The following is a 17,079-nucleotide window of genomic DNA, read 5'->3' on the forward strand; positions in this document are numbered from 1 at the left end:
ACACGAAATCCGGGACGGCCTCTTGCCCTCTGTCCCTATCTTCCTCATGTTCAATACCATTGCGATGATCGATCGTAGGAGGGTCGGTCGGATTCATCGCTATGGGAGGAAGTCAACCATGAAGGTAAGCCTTTTCGTTTCCGCAGCGCTTCTCGCCGCATCCGCGATCCCCGCCTCGGCCGCCGAAATTTCCGACGGCAAGGTCAAGATCGGCATCCTCAACGACCAGTCGGGCGTCTATGCCGATTTCGGCGGCAAGTGGTCGGTCGAGGCGGCCAAGATGGCGGTCGAGGATTTCGGCGGCAAGGTGCAGGGAGCGCCGATAGAAATCATCAGCGCCGACCACCAGAACAAACCGGATATCGCCTCCAACATCGCGCGGCAGTGGTATGACACCGAACAGGTCGATGCCATCATGGAACTGACGACCTCTTCGGTGGCGCTCGCCGTCCAGGGGATTTCCAAGGAAAAGAAGAAGATCGACATCGTCACCGGCGCGGCGACCACGGAGCTGACCGGCAAACAATGCTCGCCCTATGGCTTCCACTGGGCCTATGACACACATTCGCAAGCGGTGGGCACCGGCGGCTCTCTCGTGCAGCAGGGCGGCGACAGCTGGTTCTTCGTCACCGTCGACTATGCATTCGGCTATTCGCTGAAGGATCAGACCACCAAGTTCGTCGAGAGCCATGGCGGCAAGGTGCTGGGCGAGGTGCGTTATCCCCTGGGATCGACCGATTATTCGTCCTTCCTGCTGCAGGCGCAATCGTCGGGCGCCAAGGTCATCGGCTTGGCCAATGCCGGCCTCGATACCTCCAACTCGATCAAGCAGGCGGCCGAATTCGGCATCGTGCAGGGCGGTCAGCGTCTTGCCGCACTCCTGTTCACGCTGGCCGAGGTGCATGGGCTTGGCCTTCAAGCGGCGCAGGGCGTTGTGCTGACCGAAGGCTATTATTGGGATCGCGACGACAAGAGCCGCGAATTCGGGCAGCGCTTTTTCAAGCGCACCAACCGCATGCCGAACATGATCCAGGCCTCGACCTATTCGGCGGTGACGCAGTACCTGAAAGCGATCGACAAGGCCGGCACGGACGAGACCGAAGCGGTCGCCAAGCAACTGCATTCGATGCCCGTGGACGACGCCGCGATAACCAACGGCAAAGTGCAGGCGGACGGCAACATGGTCCATGACATGTACCTCTATCAGGTCAAGTCGCCAGCCGAGAGCACCAAGGAGTGGGACTACTACAAATATCTCGCCACCATTCCTGGCAACGAGGCCTTCCTTAGCGAAAAGGAAAGCGGCTGTCCGACGGCCGGCCAGTGATCGGCGCGGCCGATGGCGCCGACTGACCTGAGCGCGAACGAGCCGCCTGTGGTGCTTTCCGCCCGCGGGTTGCGGCGTGACTTTGCCGGCTTCATCGCCGTCAAAAACGTCGATCTGGATGTTCGCCATGGCAAGATCCATGCCCTGATCGGACCCAACGGCGCCGGCAAGACGACCGTCTTCAACCTGCTCACCAAGTTCCTGGCGCCGACCAGCGGCAGGATCGAGCTGCTTGGCCACGACATCACCCGCACCTCGCCGGCCAGGGTTGCGCGGATGGGTCTGGTGCGCTCGTTCCAGATATCGGCGATTTTTCCGCACCTCAGCGTGCTCGACAATGTCCGCGTCGCCCTGCAGCGGCCGGGCGGGCTCAGCGTTCAGTTCTGGCGCTCGCTGGCGGCGCTCGACCGGCTGACGCCGCGCGCCGAGGAATTGCTGCGCTCGGTCGGTCTCGACGACGCCAGGAACAGGCTCGCCGGCGACCTTTCCTATGGCAGGAAACGCGTGCTCGAGATCGCCACGACCCTGGCGCTCGACCCGAAAGTGCTGCTGCTGGACGAGCCGATGGCCGGCATGGGGCATGAGGACGTGGCCACCGTTTCCAACCTCATCCGTTCGGTGGCCAGGGATCGCGCCGTTCTGATGGTCGAGCACAATTTGACTGTGGTGGCCGACCTTTGCGACTGGATAACGGTCATGCAGCGCGGCGAGGTGTTGGCCGCCGGCGACTACGCCAGCGTCAGCCGCGACGAGCGCGTCAAGATCGCCTATATGGGCACCGCCGATGACTAGTGCCGCACCTCTGCTTGCAGTCAGCGGCCTCAACGCCTGGTATGGCGAGGGCCATGCGTTGCACGGCGTCGATCTGGAGGTGTTTGCCGGCGAGACGGTCACGCTGCTCGGCCGCAACGGCGTCGGCAAGACGACGACGCTGCGCGCCATCATGGGGCTGATCCGCAAGCGAACCGGCCGGATCGCTTTCGACGGCCAGGATCTGATGCGGCTGCCGCTGCACCGGACCGCGCATCAAGGCATCGGCTTCGTGCCGGAGGAGCGCGGTATCTTCGCGACGCTGACCGTCGACGAGAACCTGGTTCTGCCGCCGGTCGTCGCGCAGGGCGGCATGAGCGTCGAGGAGATTTTCGATCTGTTCCCCAATCTGAAGGAGCGGCGCAACAGTCCAGGCACGAGGCTGTCGGGCGGCGAACAGCAGATGCTGGCGATCGCGCGCATGTTGAGAACCGGTGTGAAAATGCTGCTTCTCGACGAGCCGACGGAGGGTTTGGCCCCCGTCATCGTGCAGCGCATTGGCGCGTTGCTGGCGACGTTGAAAAAGCGCGGCATGACGATCCTGCTGGTCGAGCAGAACTTCCGCTTCGCCAGTCGTGTCGCCGACCGTTTCTATCTGATGGAGCACGGCAAGGTGGTGGCGGGGTTTCCGGTCGGCGAACTGCCGGACCGCATGACGCTGCTCCACGAAGTCCTGGGTGTATGATGGCGCCATGACGATGATCTTCGGCATCCCCGTTCAGGCTTTCCTCGGCCAGTTGCTGGTCGGCCTGATCAACGGCTCGTTCTACGCCATGCTGAGCCTGGGCCTGGCTGTCATATTCGGCCTGCTGCGAGTCATCAATTTCGCCCATGGCGCCCAATATATGCTCGGCGCCTTCGTCGGTTATCTGCTGCTCACCCATCTCGGCATCGGCTACTGGCCGGCGCTGATCCTTGCACCGCTGATCGTCGGTGTCTTCGGCATCGTGGTCGAGCGCCTGGCGCTGTCGCGGCTGTACGACCTCGACCCGCTCTACGGGCTGCTCTTCACCTTCGGCCTCGCGCTCGTGCTCGAAGGCATCTTCCGCTACTATTACGGCGTCTCGGGAAACCCCTACGCCGTACCGCCGCTGCTTTCGGGAGGCACCAATCTCGGCTTCATGTTCCTGCCCAACTATCGCGGCTGGGTCGTCGTCGCCTCGCTGATCGTCTGCTTCGGAACCTGGGCGCTGATCGAGAAGACCAGGCTCGGTTCCTACCTGCGCGCCGCGACGGAGAATCCCCGCCTCGTCCAGGCTTTCGGCGTCAACGTGCCGTTGCTGCTGACCCTGACCTACGGCCTCGGCTCCGCGCTGGCCGGGCTTGCCGGGATTCTGGCAGCGCCGATCTATCAGGTGAGCCCGCTTATGGGGTCGGATCTCATCATCGTCGTCTTCGCCGTCGTCGTGGTCGGCGGCATGGGATCGATCCTTGGCGCCATCGTCACCGGCTACATGCTTGGCCTTGCCGAAGGCCTGACCAAGGTCTTCTATCCCGAGGCCTCCAACCTCGTGGTCTTCGTCATCATGGCGATTGTGCTTCTGGTCCGGCCGGCCGGCCTGTTCGGAAGGGACGCCTGACATGTCGGAACTGACGCTTCGCGAGACATCGGCCAAAACCTCGGCACGGCTTGAATGGACGCTGGTCGGGCTCGGCATCCTGGCGCTGCTGGTCGCACCCTTCCTGGTCTATCCGATCTTCCTGATGAAGATGCTGTGCTTCGCGCTGTTTGCCTGCGCGTTCAATCTTCTGCTTGGTTACACCGGGCTGCTGTCATTCGGCCACGCAACCTTCTTTGGCGGCGCCGCCTATTTCACCGCGCATGCCGTCAAGGTCTGGGGCTGGCCGCCGGAAGCCGGCATTCTGCTCGGCATGGCGGGTGCGGCCCTGCTCGGCCTCGTCATGGGCTTCTTCGCCATTCGCCGGCAAGGCATCTATTTCGCCATGATCACGCTGGCGCTGTCGCAGATGTTCTTCTTCTTCTGCGTGCAGGCGCCGTTCACGCAAGGCGAGGACGGCATTCAGGGCATACCGCGCGGCATGCTGCTAGGCGTCCTCGACCTGAACGTCTCGCTGAACATGTATTATTTCGTGCTGGCGGTGTTCCTGATCGGCGTCTTCGCCATCTGGCGCATCGTCAATTCGCCGTTCGGCATGATCCTGCGCTCGATCCGCGAGAACGAGAACCGCGCCATTTCGCTGGGCTATTCCGTCGCCAACTACAAGCTGGGCGCCTTCGTCATGTCGGCGGCGCTGGCCGGGCTGGCCGGCTCGCTCAAGGCGATCGTCTTCCAGTTCGCCACGCTCACCGACGTCACCTGGCAGATGTCGGGCGAGGTGATCCTGATGACGCTTCTCGGCGGCATCGGTACGATGGTCGGGCCGATCATCGGCGCCAGCCTTGTCATCGGCCTGGAAAACACGCTTGCCACTTCCGGCTTTCCGGTGACCATCGCCACCGGCCTGATCTTCATGGTGTGCGTGCTGATCTTCCGGCGCGGCATCGTCGGCGAATTTTACGCGCGGATTTTCGGGCGGGCGGGAAAGGACTGATCAGCTGCAGGTTGGTGGGACGCGGTTTGCGCGTGGTGACATGCGTCACCACAATGAGCACCTGTCCGGATTCTTCAGAAAACTATAGACCTCGATCAATCGAGGCGACTGCTTGCGACCTGGGGCAATCGCGACCCCATCGGAACGGGTGAGCACTGCTGTGGACAAATCGTGATGCGCGCATTCTTTCGATTGGTTGCGGTTATGACCGTGGTGTCCGGCGTGACCGGCTGCACCAGCATTTCCTACTACGCGCAATCCATGAAGGGTCATCTGCAGATCATGACCGCACGCCAGGATGTCGGAAAACTGATCGAGGATCCTTCGACGCCGAAGGCGTTGCGCGCCCGAATGGCATCGGCGAGCGCCATACGACAGTTTGCGACAGATGAACTGGCGTTGCCCGACAACAACAGCTACCGCAGCTATGTCGACATTGGTCGGGACTCGGTGACATGGGCTGTCTTCGCCGCGCCGGCATTTTCGCTGACGCCGCGAACATGGTGTTTTCCTGTTTTCGGCTGCGTTCCCTACCGGGGATATTTCTCCAGGAAGTCCGCGACTGAAACCGCTGTCGAACTTCAAGAACAGGGCATGGACGTCTATGTGACGGGCATCACTGCATATTCCACGCTTGGCTGGTCGAGTGACCCGCTGCTAAGCACGATGTTCGGCGAGGATAAAACCTATCTTGCAGGGCTGATTTTCCATGAACTGGCCCACCAGCGCGTCTATGTGCACGACGATTCCGCTTTCAACGAGGCGTTCGCTGTCGCCGTCGAAACAACCGGCGTGAAAAAATGGCTGCGCGCGACTGGCGATACCGCCGCATTGCGCCGTTACGAAGCCGCCCGGGGACGCAAGGCTGAATTTCTTTCGCTGGTGTCGCGGACCCGGGACGAGTTGGCGCAAGTCTATTCCAACTCCGGCACCTCGGAGCAAAAACTGGCCGCGAAGACGGCCGCGATTGAACGGCTGCGGATGCGCTACCGACACATGCGCGACACGCGCTGGGGCCGATACCGAGGATACGATGCCTGGTTCGCGTCCCCGATCAACAATGCAAAGCTCGCCGCGACTTCCGTCTATAGCGATCGGGTGACCGCGTTTCTCCGCCTGTTCGACTTGTGTTCGGGCGACTATGTCAGGTTCTATGCATCGGTCCGGCGGATTGGCGCACTGGACGAAGCTCACCGCGTCGAAGCACTTGCGGCGGCAGATCGCTGTTATTGAGTCAGCCCGAGAGTCGCGCACGAAACAACGTGCAGCCGTCCGTCAGGCGCGACCTGGAGATATCGCGGAATCCAGCCTCGGTCATCCACGCGCGATACTGACCTTCAGTGTACGATTCGCCGTGGCGATAGAGGTTCAGAAAGGTGAGATTGAGAAAGACACCCTCAGGCGGGCCGAGGCGGTCGTCATCGACGACACCCCACCCCGCAATTGCGATCTCGCCGCCATGTGTAAGGCAACGCGCCGCGTTCAGGATCGAACTGCGCGCCTGGTCCGGCGGAAGCACCTGGACGACGGCCTTCAGGATCGCCAGATCGTTGCCGACCGACCGATGGCGCGACGGTTATGTCCCCCTCTTCGACAACCACGTCGTCGGCACCGTATTCCGACAGGATGGCTGGCGCGACCGCTGAGACCGTCGGCAGTTCCATCAGCGTCGCCGCAATGTGCGGCCACCGCTCGCGAAGCCCGACCAGTATGGTCCCGGCACCCCCGCCGATGTCGATCACCGAACCGACCGCCGAGAGGTCCATCTCCTGGGCCAGATGTCGGCCGAAAATCACCCCACCCGGTGCGAGCATGCGGCTGAAGGCCGCCGCGGACTCAGGTCCCGCCTCGGAAAAGTCGTGCAGCGCGGCCGGCCGGTTCTGTCGCAGCGACTCTGCGGTCAAAAGGTCGGCTCCCCAGAGCTCGCGCAGCAGCGCATGATCGCCGCCGCGATAGGTCGGCTTGGACGCGTCGAGGAACTCCGACGCTTCGGCTCCGTTGCGAAATTGACCATCCTTGACTTCAAGGAGGCCGATGCTGGCGAGCGCGTAGAGGAGCCGTGACAGACGATCGGGTTCGACTTTGAGGGTGGCCGCGAGGCTGTCGGCAGTCACCGCGCTTTCACTGAGCCGGGTGAAGATGCCAAGGTCCAATCCGGCGCGAAGCGCCAAGGCGGGGGGCACCGCTGCGATCAACTTGTCGATCCGGTCAAAATCCACCATGTCACATCTCCCTCCTGGTAAAGCTGAACGAACGCCGGCTGCTGAGAATGTCTACCGCCGTCTTCAACGTCTGGCATGCGGCGCGACCCGGCATCCAGGTGGCGCATGTCCCGACCGAGAACTCCCCAACGGCGCGGTTGAGATCGCCCGCGCGCGGCTCTAGTCTGAGAACTTCACGCTCACGCCGCGCTGCCGAAAATAAGCCTGCATCAACTTGCGGCCCGAGCGGTTGTTCTGCGCCAGCTTGGTCGGATCGAACACCGCCTGTTTGATCCCCTCTCGCGTCAGCGCCGCCTTAAGCGCCGCGATATGTGTGTCGATGTCGGCATTGTCCGCCCGGAGCGAGGCATAGATGCTCTCGGTCGCCTCGGCCACGGTCAGTTCGCTCATTGGTGTCGTCCTTTGGTTGGTTGGGCGGCGCTTAGCACAGATTCGCGGTCCGCCGATACCGAGACCGTCAGTACACAGCGCCCGTCGTGAAAGCGAAGCGTTCCTTATGGGGCTTCGTAGAGTTCCAGCGGCAATCCATCCGGGTCTCTGAAAAAGGTAAACCGTTGGTCTGTGTATGGGTCGATCCGGATTGGCTCGACGGCAACGCCTGCGGCTTCCAGGTGGATAATTACGGGCTCAAGATTAGCCACAGCAAATGCCAGATGTCTCAGGCCTGTAGCCTCTGGGTGGGACGGCCGCATCGCCGGTGCAGGGAAGGAGAACAATTCCAGTTGGGCCGACCCGATCCGCAGATCTGCCTTCCATGACTGCCGCTCCTCCCGATAAACCTCCCGGATCAGATCGAGGCCGAGGAGTTCGACGTAGAACCGTCGCGACCGGTCATAGTCGGTGCAGATGAGCGCGACGTGGTGAATGGCGTTCAGCATGCTGCTAACCTTGGTCAAGCTGGGATATGAGGCCAAGGTGCTTCAAGGCCTGGATCGTCGCGCGCCACGGCTCCGATTTGCCCTGTCCTTCCACCTCACCCATAACACCCGCGTTCCACCGCCAGCCGCCGCACCAGCGCCAGCACGGCATCGATGGTCGGGGTCGGCTTGTCCGTTAGCCGGCCAAGTTCCTGCACCGCGCTCACCAGCGCGTCGATTTCCATCGGCCGGCCGCGCTCCAGGTCCTGCAGCATCGAGGTCTTGTGTTCGCCGACATCGCCGGCGCCCTTGATGCGCCGGTCGACCGCTATGGGAAAACGCACGCCGAGGCTTTCGCCGATCGCCTGCGCCTCCAGCATCATGGTGCGGGCGAGCGTGCGGGTGCCTTCGTCGGCGACGATCGCCGCCAGCGTGCTGCCGGTCAGCGCCGAGATCGGATTGAAGGAGAGATTGCCCCACAGCTTCACCCAGATCTCGCTGCGTATGTCGTCGCGCACCGGCACCTGCAGCCCGGCCTTGACCATCTCCTCGGCCAGAAGCGTGACCCGTTCGCTGCGCTCGCCCGAGGGCTCGCCGAGCGAGAAACGCTTGCCCTCGACATGGCGGATGAGGCCCGGCGCATCGACCTCGACCGCGGGATAGACAACCGAGCCGATGATGCGCTGCGGTCCGATCCGCTGCCAGATCGCGCCGCCCGGATCGACCGCGTTCAGCCTGGTGCCTTCGAGCGGACCGCCGACGCCGTGGAAATACCACCAGGGCACGCCGTTCTGCATGGTGACGACGGCGGTGTCTTGCCCGAGTAGCGGGGCGATCTGGTCAAGGGCCGAGGTGAGGGAATGGGCTTTTAGCGCCAGAACCACATAATCCTGGACGCCAAGTTCCTCGGCTTTCGCGGCGGCCCGGACGGGGACGGACGTCTCCTGGCCGTCCTCGATCAGGCGCAGGCCATTTGCCTTGATCGCTTCCAGATGCGCCCCGCGCGCGACGATCGAAAGATCGGTCCGCCCAGTGATGGCGAGCTTGGCCGCGAGATAGCCGCCGATCGCGCCGGCGCCGAAGATGGTGATCTTCATCGTCAAAGCCCGAGTTTGGCCGCAAGGCCGATGCGCTGCAATTTGCCGGTCGCGCCCTTGGGGATCTCGTCCAGGATCAGGATCTTGCGCGGCACTTTGAAGTCGGCAAGCCGCGTCGCGGCATAGGTGCGAATGTCGCCCTCGGTGGCGCTGATGCCTTCGCGTAGCACAACCGCCGCAGCCACCTCCTCGCCAAGTTTGTCATGCGGCATGGCGAAGGTGACGACCTGCGCCACAGCCGGATGGTCCATCAGCACATCGTCGACCTCGAGCGGCGAGATCTTTTCGCCGCCGCGGTTGATGATCTCCTTGAGCCGTCCGGTGACCCTGAGATAGAAGTCCTCGTCGAGCACGCCCTGGTCGCCGGTGTGGAACCAGCCATGCGCGAAAGCCGTGGCGTTGGCGTCCGGGTTCTTCTCGTAACCCGCGGTCACATTGGGTCCGCGAATGACGATCTCGCCGGTCTCTCCGGGTTCGAGCAGCCGACCGTCGGGTGCCATCACAGCCACGTCCGGACCGCCGGAGGCACCGACGCTGCCGGGCTTGCGCTGGCCCGGCGGCAGCCGGTTCGACGCCATCTGGTGCGCGGCCTCGGTCATCCCGTAGGATTCGATCACCGGGCAGCCGAAGGTCGCCTCGAGCTCAGCCATCACTTGTGCCGGCAGCGACGCCGAGGACGAGCGAATGAAGCGCAGCCGCGCAGCCGCCAGGGCCTCGGTGTTGCGCGCCGCGCGCGGCAGGATCGCCTGATGCATGGTCGGCACCGCCGTGTACCAGCTTGGTTGTGCCTCGCTCAGCCACTGGAAGAAGCGCAGCGCGTTGAAGCCGGGCGTGCAGTAGATGCTGCCGCCCGATGCCAGCGACGATAGCACGGCCGCGATCAGGCCGTGAATGTGGAACAGCGGCATGATGTTGAGGCAGCGGTCATCGGCCGTCAGGCCAAGCGTCGCGCCGATGTGGGCTGATGAGGCCGCGATGTTGGCATGGCTGAGCGGCACCAGTTTTGGCCGCGACGTCGTGCCCGAAGTGTGCAGCAACAGCGCGATGTCACCGTCCTGCGCCATGTCGGGCGCGGCCTGCGGTCCGATCGCTGCGCCCTCGATCGTGAAGCTGCCGGCGGGTGTGCCGGGCTGCACGACAAGCCGCAGCACGCCGATGCCGAGGCGTTCGGCCACCGTCACCGCCGGTCCGGTCTCGCCCTCCGCAACGAGGATCGCCTTGGCGCCGATGTCGGTGAGGTAGAAATCGAGCTCGTCGGCCCGGTAGGCGGGGTTGAGCGGTGCCGTCGAAGCGGCGGCCGCTACGGCGACGAAGGCAGTGGCCATCTCGGGCCCGTTCGGCAGCACGATGGCCACCCTGTCGCCCCGGCCAATGCCGCGCGCATGCAGCTGTTTTGCGGTGTCGGCGATCAGGCTGCGCAATCCGCCATGGCTGAGCGTCGCCCTGTCGGGTGCCAGAATGGCGGGCGCATCGTCGACGCCGGCGGCGAGACGGCGGGAGAGATCTGCGTGGGTTTCAGTTTGGGTCATGATCACCGGCTGGATTTCGAACGACTATTGGCGGGAGCCCTTCTGACGGGCTTCCCTCGACATGGGTACGCCATTGGACAACGGATCACCTCAATATCCAAGCGCCAAACCATCCTTGCGCGGATCGGAGGCGCCGGTCAGCGTGCCCTTCTCCCAGTCGATCAGCACCACCTGTCCGCCGCCCAGCGGATGATGCGGCTCGGCTATGCGATGGCCACGCCGGCGCAGGCCCTCGATCGCTTCGCTGGGAACGCCACGCTCGGCCTCCACCGTATCGTCATTGTAGAACACCCTCGGCGCATCCAGCGCCTGCTGCGGGTCCATGCCGAAGTCGATCATGTTGGTCAGCAGATGGACATGGCCGAACGGCTGGTAGCCGCCGCCCATGACGCCGAACGGCATCACGACGCGGCCGTTCTTCGTCGCCATGCCCGGCATGATCGTGTGCATCGGCCGCTTGCCCGGCGCGATCGCGTTCGGATGCGCAGGCTCAAGGCGGAAGCTGGAACCGCGATTCTGCAGCACGACACCGGTCTTCGGGCCGACGACGCCGCTGCCGAACGAATAGTACGTCGAGTTGATGAAGGAGACAGCGTTGCGGTCGCGGTCGACGATGGAGATGTAGACCGTGTCGCTGCCGGGCAGCTCCACGCGCGGCAGGTGCGTCATGGCGCGGTCGCGGTCGATCTCGGCGCGCAGCCGGTCGGCATAGGCGCCGGACAGGAGCTGTTTGACCGGCACCGGGACATGATCCTGGTCGCCGACATAGCGGTCGCGGTCGCGATAGGCCAGGCGCCCGGCCTCGATCTCCAGATGCAGGCGCTCGGCGCCATTGGGGTCAAGTCCGCCAAGCTTGAAGCCCGACAGCAAATTCAGCATCAAAAGCGCCGTCAGCCCCTGATTGTTGGGCGGCATCTGGTGGATCTCGTGGCCGCCATAAGAGGTGCTGACCGGCGTCACATAATCGCCTCGGGTCGAGGCGAAATCCTCGGCCGAATGAAGTCCGCCCAATTCGTTAAGCCGACTAACCATATCGTCGGCGACAGCGCCTTCATAGAAACCGGCTCGGCCGTGTTTGGCGATGATGCGCAACGTCGCCGCTAGTTCCGGCTGCCTGTGGATGTCACCCGCCTTCGGCGCCTTGCCGCCGGGCAGGAAGATGCGCGCGGCATGCTCGTCGGCCGACAGGTCGGTTTCCGGTTCGGCCCAGTCGAAGGCGACGCGGTCGTGCACGACATAGCCGTTCTCGGCATAGTGGATGGCCGGCGCCATCACCTCGGCAAGGCCCTTGCGGCCATGGTCTTCGAGCAGGCGGCCCCAGGCGTCGACAGCGCCCGGCACGGTGACCGCATGCGGACCCTGCAGCGGGATGCGATCGAAGCCTTTTCCGCGGTACCAGTCGACCGTCGCTTTGGCTGGCGCCCGACCCGAACCATTGAAGGCCAGCACATTGCCCTGTCCCGCCGGGCTATAGAGCACGAAGCAATCGCCGCCGATGCCCGTCGATTGCGGCTCGACGACGCCCTGCACGGCGGCGGCGCAGACGGCGGCATCCATGGCATTGCCGCCGGAGCGCAGCATGTCGATGGCCGCAAGGGTTGCAAGCGGATGCGAGGTCGCGGCAACCGCCTCGGTGGCACGAACCGGCGAGCGGCCGGGAAACTGGAAATCACGCATTCTGTCTGGATATCCCCTGGTCACGTCTGCAAGTTGGTCACGTCTGCAAGTTGGTCACGTCTGCAAGTTGGTCACGTCTGCGAATTGGTCTGGTGAAATCAATGCCGCCGGCCGAAGATCTGCGCAACCGACAACAGCACGACCGAGAGAACGATCAGGCAGGTCGAGATGGCAGCGATCGTCGGGTCGATCTGGTCGCGCAGCGCGTTGAACATGCGGCGTGTCAATGTCGTGGTCTCGCCGCCCGATATGAACAGCGAAACCACCACTTCGTCGAAGGAGGTGATGAAGGCAAACAGCGCGCCCGAGACGATCGAGAAGCGGATCTGCGGCATCGTCACCTGCCAGAAGGCGGCGACGCGGCCGGCGCCAAGGCTGCGCGCCACGCGCTCCTGGTTCATGTCGTAGGAGCGCAAGCCCGACAGCACCGTCAGCACCACCAGCGGCAAGGCCTGCACCGTATGCGCGATGACCAGCCCGGTCAGCGTGTTGTTGAGCCCGATGCGCGCATAGAGGAAGAAGGTGCCGATGCCGATCAGGATCACCGGGACAATCAGCGACGCGGTCAGCAGCGCGTTGATGGTGCCGTTGAAGCGCAGCGTACCCCTGTTGATCGCATAGGCGGCCGCGGTGCCGAGCGGCGTCGCCACGAGTACGGTCATAACAGCCAGCTTGACCGAGACGATCGTGGCGTCGCGCCATTCCAGTGAGCCGAAATAGGTCTGGTACCAGCGCAGCGACCATTGCTGCGGCGGGAATTGCAGCAGCGTCGAATCCGAAAACGACATGATGACGATGATGATCGACGGCGCGATCAGGAACAACAGCACGAGGCCGCCGTGGCCGTAGAGCCACAGACGTTGCCGGTGCGAGATCGGCAGGCCGACGTCTTCGCTCATCGTGAACTCCACACACCTGTGGCGCGCGCGCCGAGCAGCCACTGGAACAGTCCGAGAAGCGCCAGCGTGACCACCAGCAGCACCACGCCAAGCGCCGCCCCCGCACCCCAGTTGGAATAGAGGCTGGTGGTCTGTTCCATGCGCATCGCCCACATGATCACCTTGCCGCCGCCCATCAGCGCAGGCGTGACGAAGAAGCCCAGGCACAGCACGAAGACGATGACCACGCCCGAGGCGAGGCCGGGCAGCGACAGCGGAAAGAAGATCTGCCGGAAGGTAGCGGCCGGGCCGGCACCGAGATTCATGCCGGCGCGCAGGCAGTCGGTGTCGATTGTCTTCATCGAGGCGTAAAGCGGCAGCACCAGGAACGGCAGCAGGATATGCGTCATGCCGATGACGACGCCCGAAAAATTGTTGGCGAGCGACAGCGGCTGGCTGATCACGCCGAGGTCGATCAGCCAGCTGTTGATCAGGCCCTTGCGCTGCAGGATCACCAGCCAGGCATAGGTGCGCACCAGAACCGATGTCCAGAACGGCAGGATGACGAAGATCAGGCAGATCGACGCCGCCCGGCGCGGCAGTTGCGACAGCATGTAGGCCAAGGGATAGCCGAGCAGCACGCAGGCGCCGGTGACGATGAAGGCGACCTTGAAGGTGGTGATAAAGGTCTTGATGTAGGAGGCCTGTTCGAAGAAGCGCGCATAATTGGCGGGACTGAAGGCGCCGGCTTCGTCGAACAGCGACAGCCAGAACAGCCAGCCGATGGGCACGATGATGATGGCGAAGACCAGCAACAGGCTCGGCGACAGCAGCGCCAGCAGCCGCAACGACTCGCGCCGAGCGTCCATATGCAGCGCCTGCGTGTTCAGATCCGGGCCCGAGCGGCCGGCTTTCTCCTGCATGAGGGCGGTCTGCGCGCTCATCAGTCTGCCGCCACCAGGATCGTGTCCTGCGCATCGAGACCGAACGAGACTGGCTGGCCGGGTGCGGGCATTTTCGCCAGCACATCGCTGCGGCAATAGTCGCGCAAAGTCAGCTGCCGGCCGTCGCGCAGCACGGCATAGCAGACGAAGCTGTCGCCCTGATAGATGATGTCGCTGAGCGTCGCGTTGAGCACGTTGACGCCGCTCGTCGGTTCGGCGTTTGCCAAGAGCCGCAGCTTTTCCGGCCGCACCACCATCAGGTACTGGCCTGCCGCCGGCGTCGCCGCCGCCGTATGGATTCTTCGCTCCTCGTACCAGACGGAGCCGTTGCGGCACTCGACCGGAATGAAATTCGATTCGCCGATGAAGCCGGCTACAAATTGCGTTTGCGGCCTGGCGTAGAGACTTTCGGGCTTGTCGAGCTGTTCGATGCGCCCGGCGTTCATCACCGCGATGCGGTCCGACATGGTGATGGCTTCACGCTGGTCGTGCGTGACATAGACCGTGGTCATGCCAAGCCGCCGGTGCAGGCTGCGCAGTTCGATCTGCATATGCTCGCGCAGGCCCTTGTCGAGCGCCGACAGGGGCTCGTCCATCAAAACGATGCGCGGCTCGAAGACGATGGCGCGCGCTAGCGCCACGCGCTGGCGCTGGCCGCCGGAGAGCTGGTCGACCCGGCGCTCGCCCAGCCCCTGCAATTTCACCAGATCGAGCGCCTTCTCGACACGCTCGGCCGTCTCGGCGGCGGCGACGCCGCGCTGCTTCAGCGGAAAGGCGATGTTGTGAAAGACGTCCATATGCGGAAACAGCGCGTAGTTCTGGAACACCATGCCGATGTTGCGCTTGTGCGGCGGCGTGGTGATGATCTCGTCGCCGCCGACCCTGATCGAGCCGGCATTGGCCCGCACGAAACCGGCCAGGATCATCAGCAGCGTCGTCTTGCCGGAACCGGAAGGCCCCAGCAGCGTCAGGAATTCACCAGCCTCGACGTCGAGGTTGAGGTCGCGCAGCACAGGCACGCTGCCAAATCGTTTCTCGATCCCGCGCATGCCGATCGGCAACGCGGATGGCGCAATGGACAAGATTTTTCTCTCCCAGGGGCTGAGGCGGCGAAAGCAGGGCGAGGCGTCGCCCTGCCGTGGTTTGGATTGCGGCCGCAGCCTATTGCTGGATCAGATTGTTGAACTTTTCCGTCGCCTCGACCAAATTGTCGCGCCAGAATTCTGCATCCTGCAACACCTGCTTCTTGACGTTTTCGGGCGCCGAATTGATATCCTTGATCCTGTCCTGCGGGATCTTGCCGGTCTCGAAAGCCTTCTCATTGACCGGGCCATTGTCGACATAGAGCGGCAGATTGGCCTGCAATTGCGGGCTGACGAACATCGCCAGCGCCTTCATCGCGGCTTCCTTGTTCTTGGAGCCCTTGGGGATGACCATGCAGTCGGCGGTCAGCACGCCCTGGTCGAAGGAGAAGCTGACCGGCGCGCCTTCCTTCTTCAAGGTGCCGGCACGGCCGTTCCAGATGCTCGCCATGTCGACTTCACCGTCCTTCACCAGCTGCATGGCCTGCGCGCCGGAGGTCCACCAGGCGTCGATATGGCCACGGATCTTGTCGACGGATTTCAACGCGCCGTCGATATTGACCGGATAGACCTTGTCGATCGGAATGCCTTCGGCCAGTGCCGCGACGCTCAGCGTTTCGGTCGCCTGGCTGCCGCTCAGCGCGCGCCGTCCCGGAAACTTTTCCGCGTTCCAGAAGTCGGCCCAGGTCTTCGGGCCTTTGTCGCCGAACACGTCGGTCCGGTAGATCAGCACGACGGATGTGTAGGAAATGCCGACCCAGTCGTCGTGGACCAGCTTCGGGTTGATGCCGCTCTTGTCGATGATGCCGTAGTCGAGCTTCTCGAACAGCCCTTCCTTCGAGCCGCGCGCACATTCGTCGGCGCCAAGTTCGGTGATGTCCCACTTCACCGCATTGCCGGTCACCTGCAGCCGGACGTCGTCGAGGCCGTTGGTGGTGTCTTCCTTGATGGTGATGCCGAGCGCGTCGGCGGTAGGCTTGAAAAACGCCTTGGTCTGCGCCTCCTGGTAGGTGCCGCCCCATGAGGCGACGGTGATGGTGTCGCCCGCTATGGCGGGGGCCGCGAGCGAAGCCATGAGGCCCGCCATCGCAACGATACTAACGCTTCTGGTCCTGTTCATTTTTTCGGCTCTCCAACCGGTGTTCCCATTGTTTTTGACTTGGCATGCTGTTTTGTATACAATTTTGAGTGTAGCCTAGCGATCGATGTTGTCAACACCGCCGGCTCGATCGAATTCACGGGTTTCGAGCCGGACAAGGTGGCGAGGAACGGCGTCGCCGGGGGCGTGGCAAATTATGCCGACTGCGGCTACAGCTATGCGTGTTCCGGCTGAAAGGCCGGAGAAGTGGGAAGGGAAGCTTGGCCAAGAAAACCAAAAATACGTTGCGCGACTCGGTCTACTCCGCGCTCAAGGCGATGATCGTGACCGGCCAGATTCCGCCGGGCTCGCGCGTCACCGAAAACGACATCGCGGCGAAGCTGACTGTCAGCCGCACCCCGGTGCGCGAGGCCTTCAACCGTCTCGAGCGCGACGGGCTGGTCACCGGCCGGCCGCGCCAGGGCTATGTCGTCACCGAGTTCGACATCAACATGTTCCGCGAGGCCTTCGAGATCCGCGAGCTGCTCGACGGCCACGCGACGGAACTGGCGGCAGCGGCGGCGACGGACCAGGACAAGGCACGGCTGCGCGCCATGCTGGCCGAATGCGAGCGGCTGGCCGCCATTCCGGAGCGCACCAACAGGGAAAAATTCCAGGAGCTTGAGGTCGGCATTGACCTGCACCGCGTCATCGCCGAAATCAGCGGCAATGTGATGCTGCACGGCATGCTGTGCGGCATCCTCGACAAGTGCCAGCACTATGTCTGGACCGAACTTTTGTGGCTGGACGAATGGAAGATCGCCCGCGACGAGCATGCCGAAATCGTCGATGCCATCTGCGCTGGCGACGCCGCCAGAGCCGGCACGCTGGCGCGCGCCCATGTGCGGGGCTCGCGCGACAATGTGCTGCGCCTGCTGCAGGCCAAGTCGGATTATCGGAACTTTCTGGCCAAGGCGTCTTGAGGGGTGAGGAACTTGGGCGAGGCCTGCCCGCCGACCGACCCT

At 63.6% G+C, this 17,079-nt stretch carries 17 protein-coding genes; 7 read left to right on the forward strand and 10 right to left on the reverse strand.

Annotated elements, in window-relative coordinates; all coding sequences use genetic code 11:
* Nucleotides 1-118 precede the first annotated feature (118 nt).
* The 6 genes from NKJ00_RS04740 to NKJ00_RS04765 all read left to right on the forward strand — a co-directional run bounded on the left by NKJ00_RS04740 (nucleotide 119) and on the right by NKJ00_RS04765 (nucleotide 5,923).
* On the forward strand, nucleotides 119-1,327 hold the full coding sequence (locus tag NKJ00_RS04740; RefSeq protein ID WP_027040146.1) for an ABC transporter substrate-binding protein: 1,209 nt from the start codon (nucleotides 119-121) through the stop codon (nucleotides 1,325-1,327).
* Between the two features lie 12 nt (nucleotides 1,328-1,339).
* Nucleotides 1,340-2,119 (forward strand): ABC transporter ATP-binding protein, encoded by a 780-nt coding sequence (locus NKJ00_RS04745; RefSeq protein WP_352628965.1) that lies wholly within the window; start codon nucleotides 1,340-1,342, stop codon nucleotides 2,117-2,119.
* Entirely contained in the window at nucleotides 2,112-2,822 is a 711-nt protein-coding gene (locus NKJ00_RS04750; protein WP_352628967.1) for an ABC transporter ATP-binding protein, read from the forward strand. Before NKJ00_RS04745 ends, NKJ00_RS04750 begins: the two co-directional genes overlap by 8 nt.
* Before the next feature lie 7 nt (nucleotides 2,823-2,829).
* Nucleotides 2,830-3,717, forward strand: a complete 888-nt coding sequence (locus NKJ00_RS04755; RefSeq protein ID WP_127294643.1) for a branched-chain amino acid ABC transporter permease — start codon at nucleotides 2,830-2,832, stop codon at nucleotides 3,715-3,717.
* Between the two features lies 1 nt (nucleotide 3,718).
* The gene (locus NKJ00_RS04760) at nucleotides 3,719-4,690 is read left to right on the forward strand and encodes a branched-chain amino acid ABC transporter permease (RefSeq protein ID WP_352553209.1); all 972 of its coding nucleotides are present in this window, start codon (nucleotides 3,719-3,721) and stop codon (nucleotides 4,688-4,690) included.
* A gap of 174 nt (nucleotides 4,691-4,864) precedes the next feature.
* Complete coding sequence (locus NKJ00_RS04765; RefSeq protein WP_352628969.1) at nucleotides 4,865-5,923, forward strand: aminopeptidase; 1,059 nt, start codon at nucleotides 4,865-4,867, stop codon at nucleotides 5,921-5,923.
* Nucleotides 5,924-6,108: 185 nt separating this feature from the next.
* Here the strand turns inward: NKJ00_RS04765 and NKJ00_RS04770 are convergent, their stop codons facing one another.
* The 10 genes from NKJ00_RS04770 to NKJ00_RS04815 form a co-directional block, all read right to left on the reverse strand.
* Entirely contained in the window at nucleotides 6,109-6,912 is an 804-nt protein-coding gene (locus NKJ00_RS04770; RefSeq protein ID WP_352628971.1) for a methyltransferase, read from the reverse strand.
* Between the two features lie 159 nt (nucleotides 6,913-7,071).
* Nucleotides 7,072-7,302, reverse strand: a complete 231-nt coding sequence (locus NKJ00_RS04775) for a hypothetical protein (RefSeq protein ID WP_127294637.1) — start codon at nucleotides 7,300-7,302, stop codon at nucleotides 7,072-7,074.
* A gap of 104 nt (nucleotides 7,303-7,406) precedes the next feature.
* On the reverse strand, nucleotides 7,407-7,790 hold the full coding sequence (gene gloA2 / locus NKJ00_RS04780; protein WP_352628973.1) for an SMU1112c/YaeR family gloxylase I-like metalloprotein: 384 nt from the start codon (nucleotides 7,788-7,790) through the stop codon (nucleotides 7,407-7,409).
* Between the two features lie 95 nt (nucleotides 7,791-7,885).
* Nucleotides 7,886-8,866, reverse strand: coding sequence for a 2-dehydropantoate 2-reductase (locus NKJ00_RS04785; protein WP_352628975.1), 981 nt, complete (start codon nucleotides 8,864-8,866; stop codon nucleotides 7,886-7,888).
* A gap of 2 nt (nucleotides 8,867-8,868) precedes the next feature.
* Nucleotides 8,869-10,395 (reverse strand): acyl--CoA ligase, encoded by a 1,527-nt coding sequence (locus NKJ00_RS04790; RefSeq protein WP_352628977.1) that lies wholly within the window; start codon nucleotides 10,393-10,395, stop codon nucleotides 8,869-8,871.
* Nucleotides 10,396-10,485: 90 nt separating this feature from the next.
* The gene (gene ggt / locus NKJ00_RS04795; RefSeq protein ID WP_352628979.1) at nucleotides 10,486-12,072 is read right to left on the reverse strand and encodes a gamma-glutamyltransferase; all 1,587 of its coding nucleotides are present in this window, start codon (nucleotides 12,070-12,072) and stop codon (nucleotides 10,486-10,488) included.
* A 98-nt stretch (nucleotides 12,073-12,170) separates the two neighbouring features.
* Nucleotides 12,171-12,971, reverse strand: a complete 801-nt coding sequence (locus NKJ00_RS04800; protein WP_352628981.1) for an ABC transporter permease — start codon at nucleotides 12,969-12,971, stop codon at nucleotides 12,171-12,173.
* Nucleotides 12,968-13,894, reverse strand: coding sequence for an ABC transporter permease (locus tag NKJ00_RS04805; RefSeq protein ID WP_128304158.1), 927 nt, complete (start codon nucleotides 13,892-13,894; stop codon nucleotides 12,968-12,970). The genes NKJ00_RS04800 and NKJ00_RS04805 overlap by 4 nt, the downstream gene beginning before the upstream one ends.
* The gene (locus tag NKJ00_RS04810; RefSeq protein ID WP_352628983.1) at nucleotides 13,894-14,976 is read right to left on the reverse strand and encodes an ABC transporter ATP-binding protein; all 1,083 of its coding nucleotides are present in this window, start codon (nucleotides 14,974-14,976) and stop codon (nucleotides 13,894-13,896) included. Before NKJ00_RS04810 ends, NKJ00_RS04805 begins: the two co-directional genes overlap by 1 nt.
* A 79-nt stretch (nucleotides 14,977-15,055) precedes the next feature.
* Nucleotides 15,056-16,096, reverse strand: a complete 1,041-nt coding sequence (locus NKJ00_RS04815; RefSeq protein WP_352440619.1) for an ABC transporter substrate-binding protein — start codon at nucleotides 16,094-16,096, stop codon at nucleotides 15,056-15,058.
* Nucleotides 16,097-16,335: 239 nt separating this feature from the next.
* Here NKJ00_RS04815 and NKJ00_RS04820 point away from each other — a divergent pair, with 239 nt between their 5' ends.
* Nucleotides 16,336-17,037 (forward strand): GntR family transcriptional regulator, encoded by a 702-nt coding sequence (locus tag NKJ00_RS04820; protein WP_352440618.1) that lies wholly within the window; start codon nucleotides 16,336-16,338, stop codon nucleotides 17,035-17,037.
* Nucleotides 17,038-17,079 lie beyond the last annotated feature (42 nt).

The sequence above is a fragment of the Mesorhizobium sp. M0227 genome (assembly GCF_040321855.1).
Classification (GTDB): Bacteria; Pseudomonadota; Alphaproteobacteria; order Rhizobiales; family Rhizobiaceae; genus Mesorhizobium.

Coding starts and splice junctions, on each gene's coding strand:
- NKJ00_RS04815 (WP_352440619.1), bottom strand. CDS start 16,096: ATGAACAGGACCAGAAGCGTTAGTATCGTTGCGATGGCGGGCCTCATG.
- NKJ00_RS04775 (WP_127294637.1), bottom strand. CDS start 7,302: ATGAGCGAACTGACCGTGGCCGAGGCGACCGAGAGCATCTATGCCTCG.
- NKJ00_RS04805 (WP_128304158.1), bottom strand. CDS start 13,894: ATGAGCGCGCAGACCGCCCTCATGCAGGAGAAAGCCGGCCGCTCGGGC.
- NKJ00_RS04770 (WP_352628971.1), bottom strand. CDS start 6,912: ATGGTGGATTTTGACCGGATCGACAAGTTGATCGCAGCGGTGCCCCCC.
- NKJ00_RS04750 (WP_352628967.1), top strand. CDS start 2,112: ATGACTAGTGCCGCACCTCTGCTTGCAGTCAGCGGCCTCAACGCCTGG.
- NKJ00_RS04740 (WP_027040146.1), top strand. CDS start 119: ATGAAGGTAAGCCTTTTCGTTTCCGCAGCGCTTCTCGCCGCATCCGCG.
- NKJ00_RS04785 (WP_352628975.1), bottom strand. CDS start 8,866: ATGAAGATCACCATCTTCGGCGCCGGCGCGATCGGCGGCTATCTCGCG.
- NKJ00_RS04760 (WP_352553209.1), top strand. CDS start 3,719: ATGTCGGAACTGACGCTTCGCGAGACATCGGCCAAAACCTCGGCACGG.
- NKJ00_RS04755 (WP_127294643.1), top strand. CDS start 2,830: ATGACGATGATCTTCGGCATCCCCGTTCAGGCTTTCCTCGGCCAGTTG.
- NKJ00_RS04790 (WP_352628977.1), bottom strand. CDS start 10,395: ATGACCCAAACTGAAACCCACGCAGATCTCTCCCGCCGTCTCGCCGCC.
- NKJ00_RS04765 (WP_352628969.1), top strand. CDS start 4,865: ATGCGCGCATTCTTTCGATTGGTTGCGGTTATGACCGTGGTGTCCGGC.
- NKJ00_RS04745 (WP_352628965.1), top strand. CDS start 1,340: ATGGCGCCGACTGACCTGAGCGCGAACGAGCCGCCTGTGGTGCTTTCC.
- ggt (WP_352628979.1), bottom strand. CDS start 12,072: ATGCGTGATTTCCAGTTTCCCGGCCGCTCGCCGGTTCGTGCCACCGAG.
- NKJ00_RS04800 (WP_352628981.1), bottom strand. CDS start 12,971: ATGAGCGAAGACGTCGGCCTGCCGATCTCGCACCGGCAACGTCTGTGG.
- gloA2 (WP_352628973.1), bottom strand. CDS start 7,790: ATGCTGAACGCCATTCACCACGTCGCGCTCATCTGCACCGACTATGAC.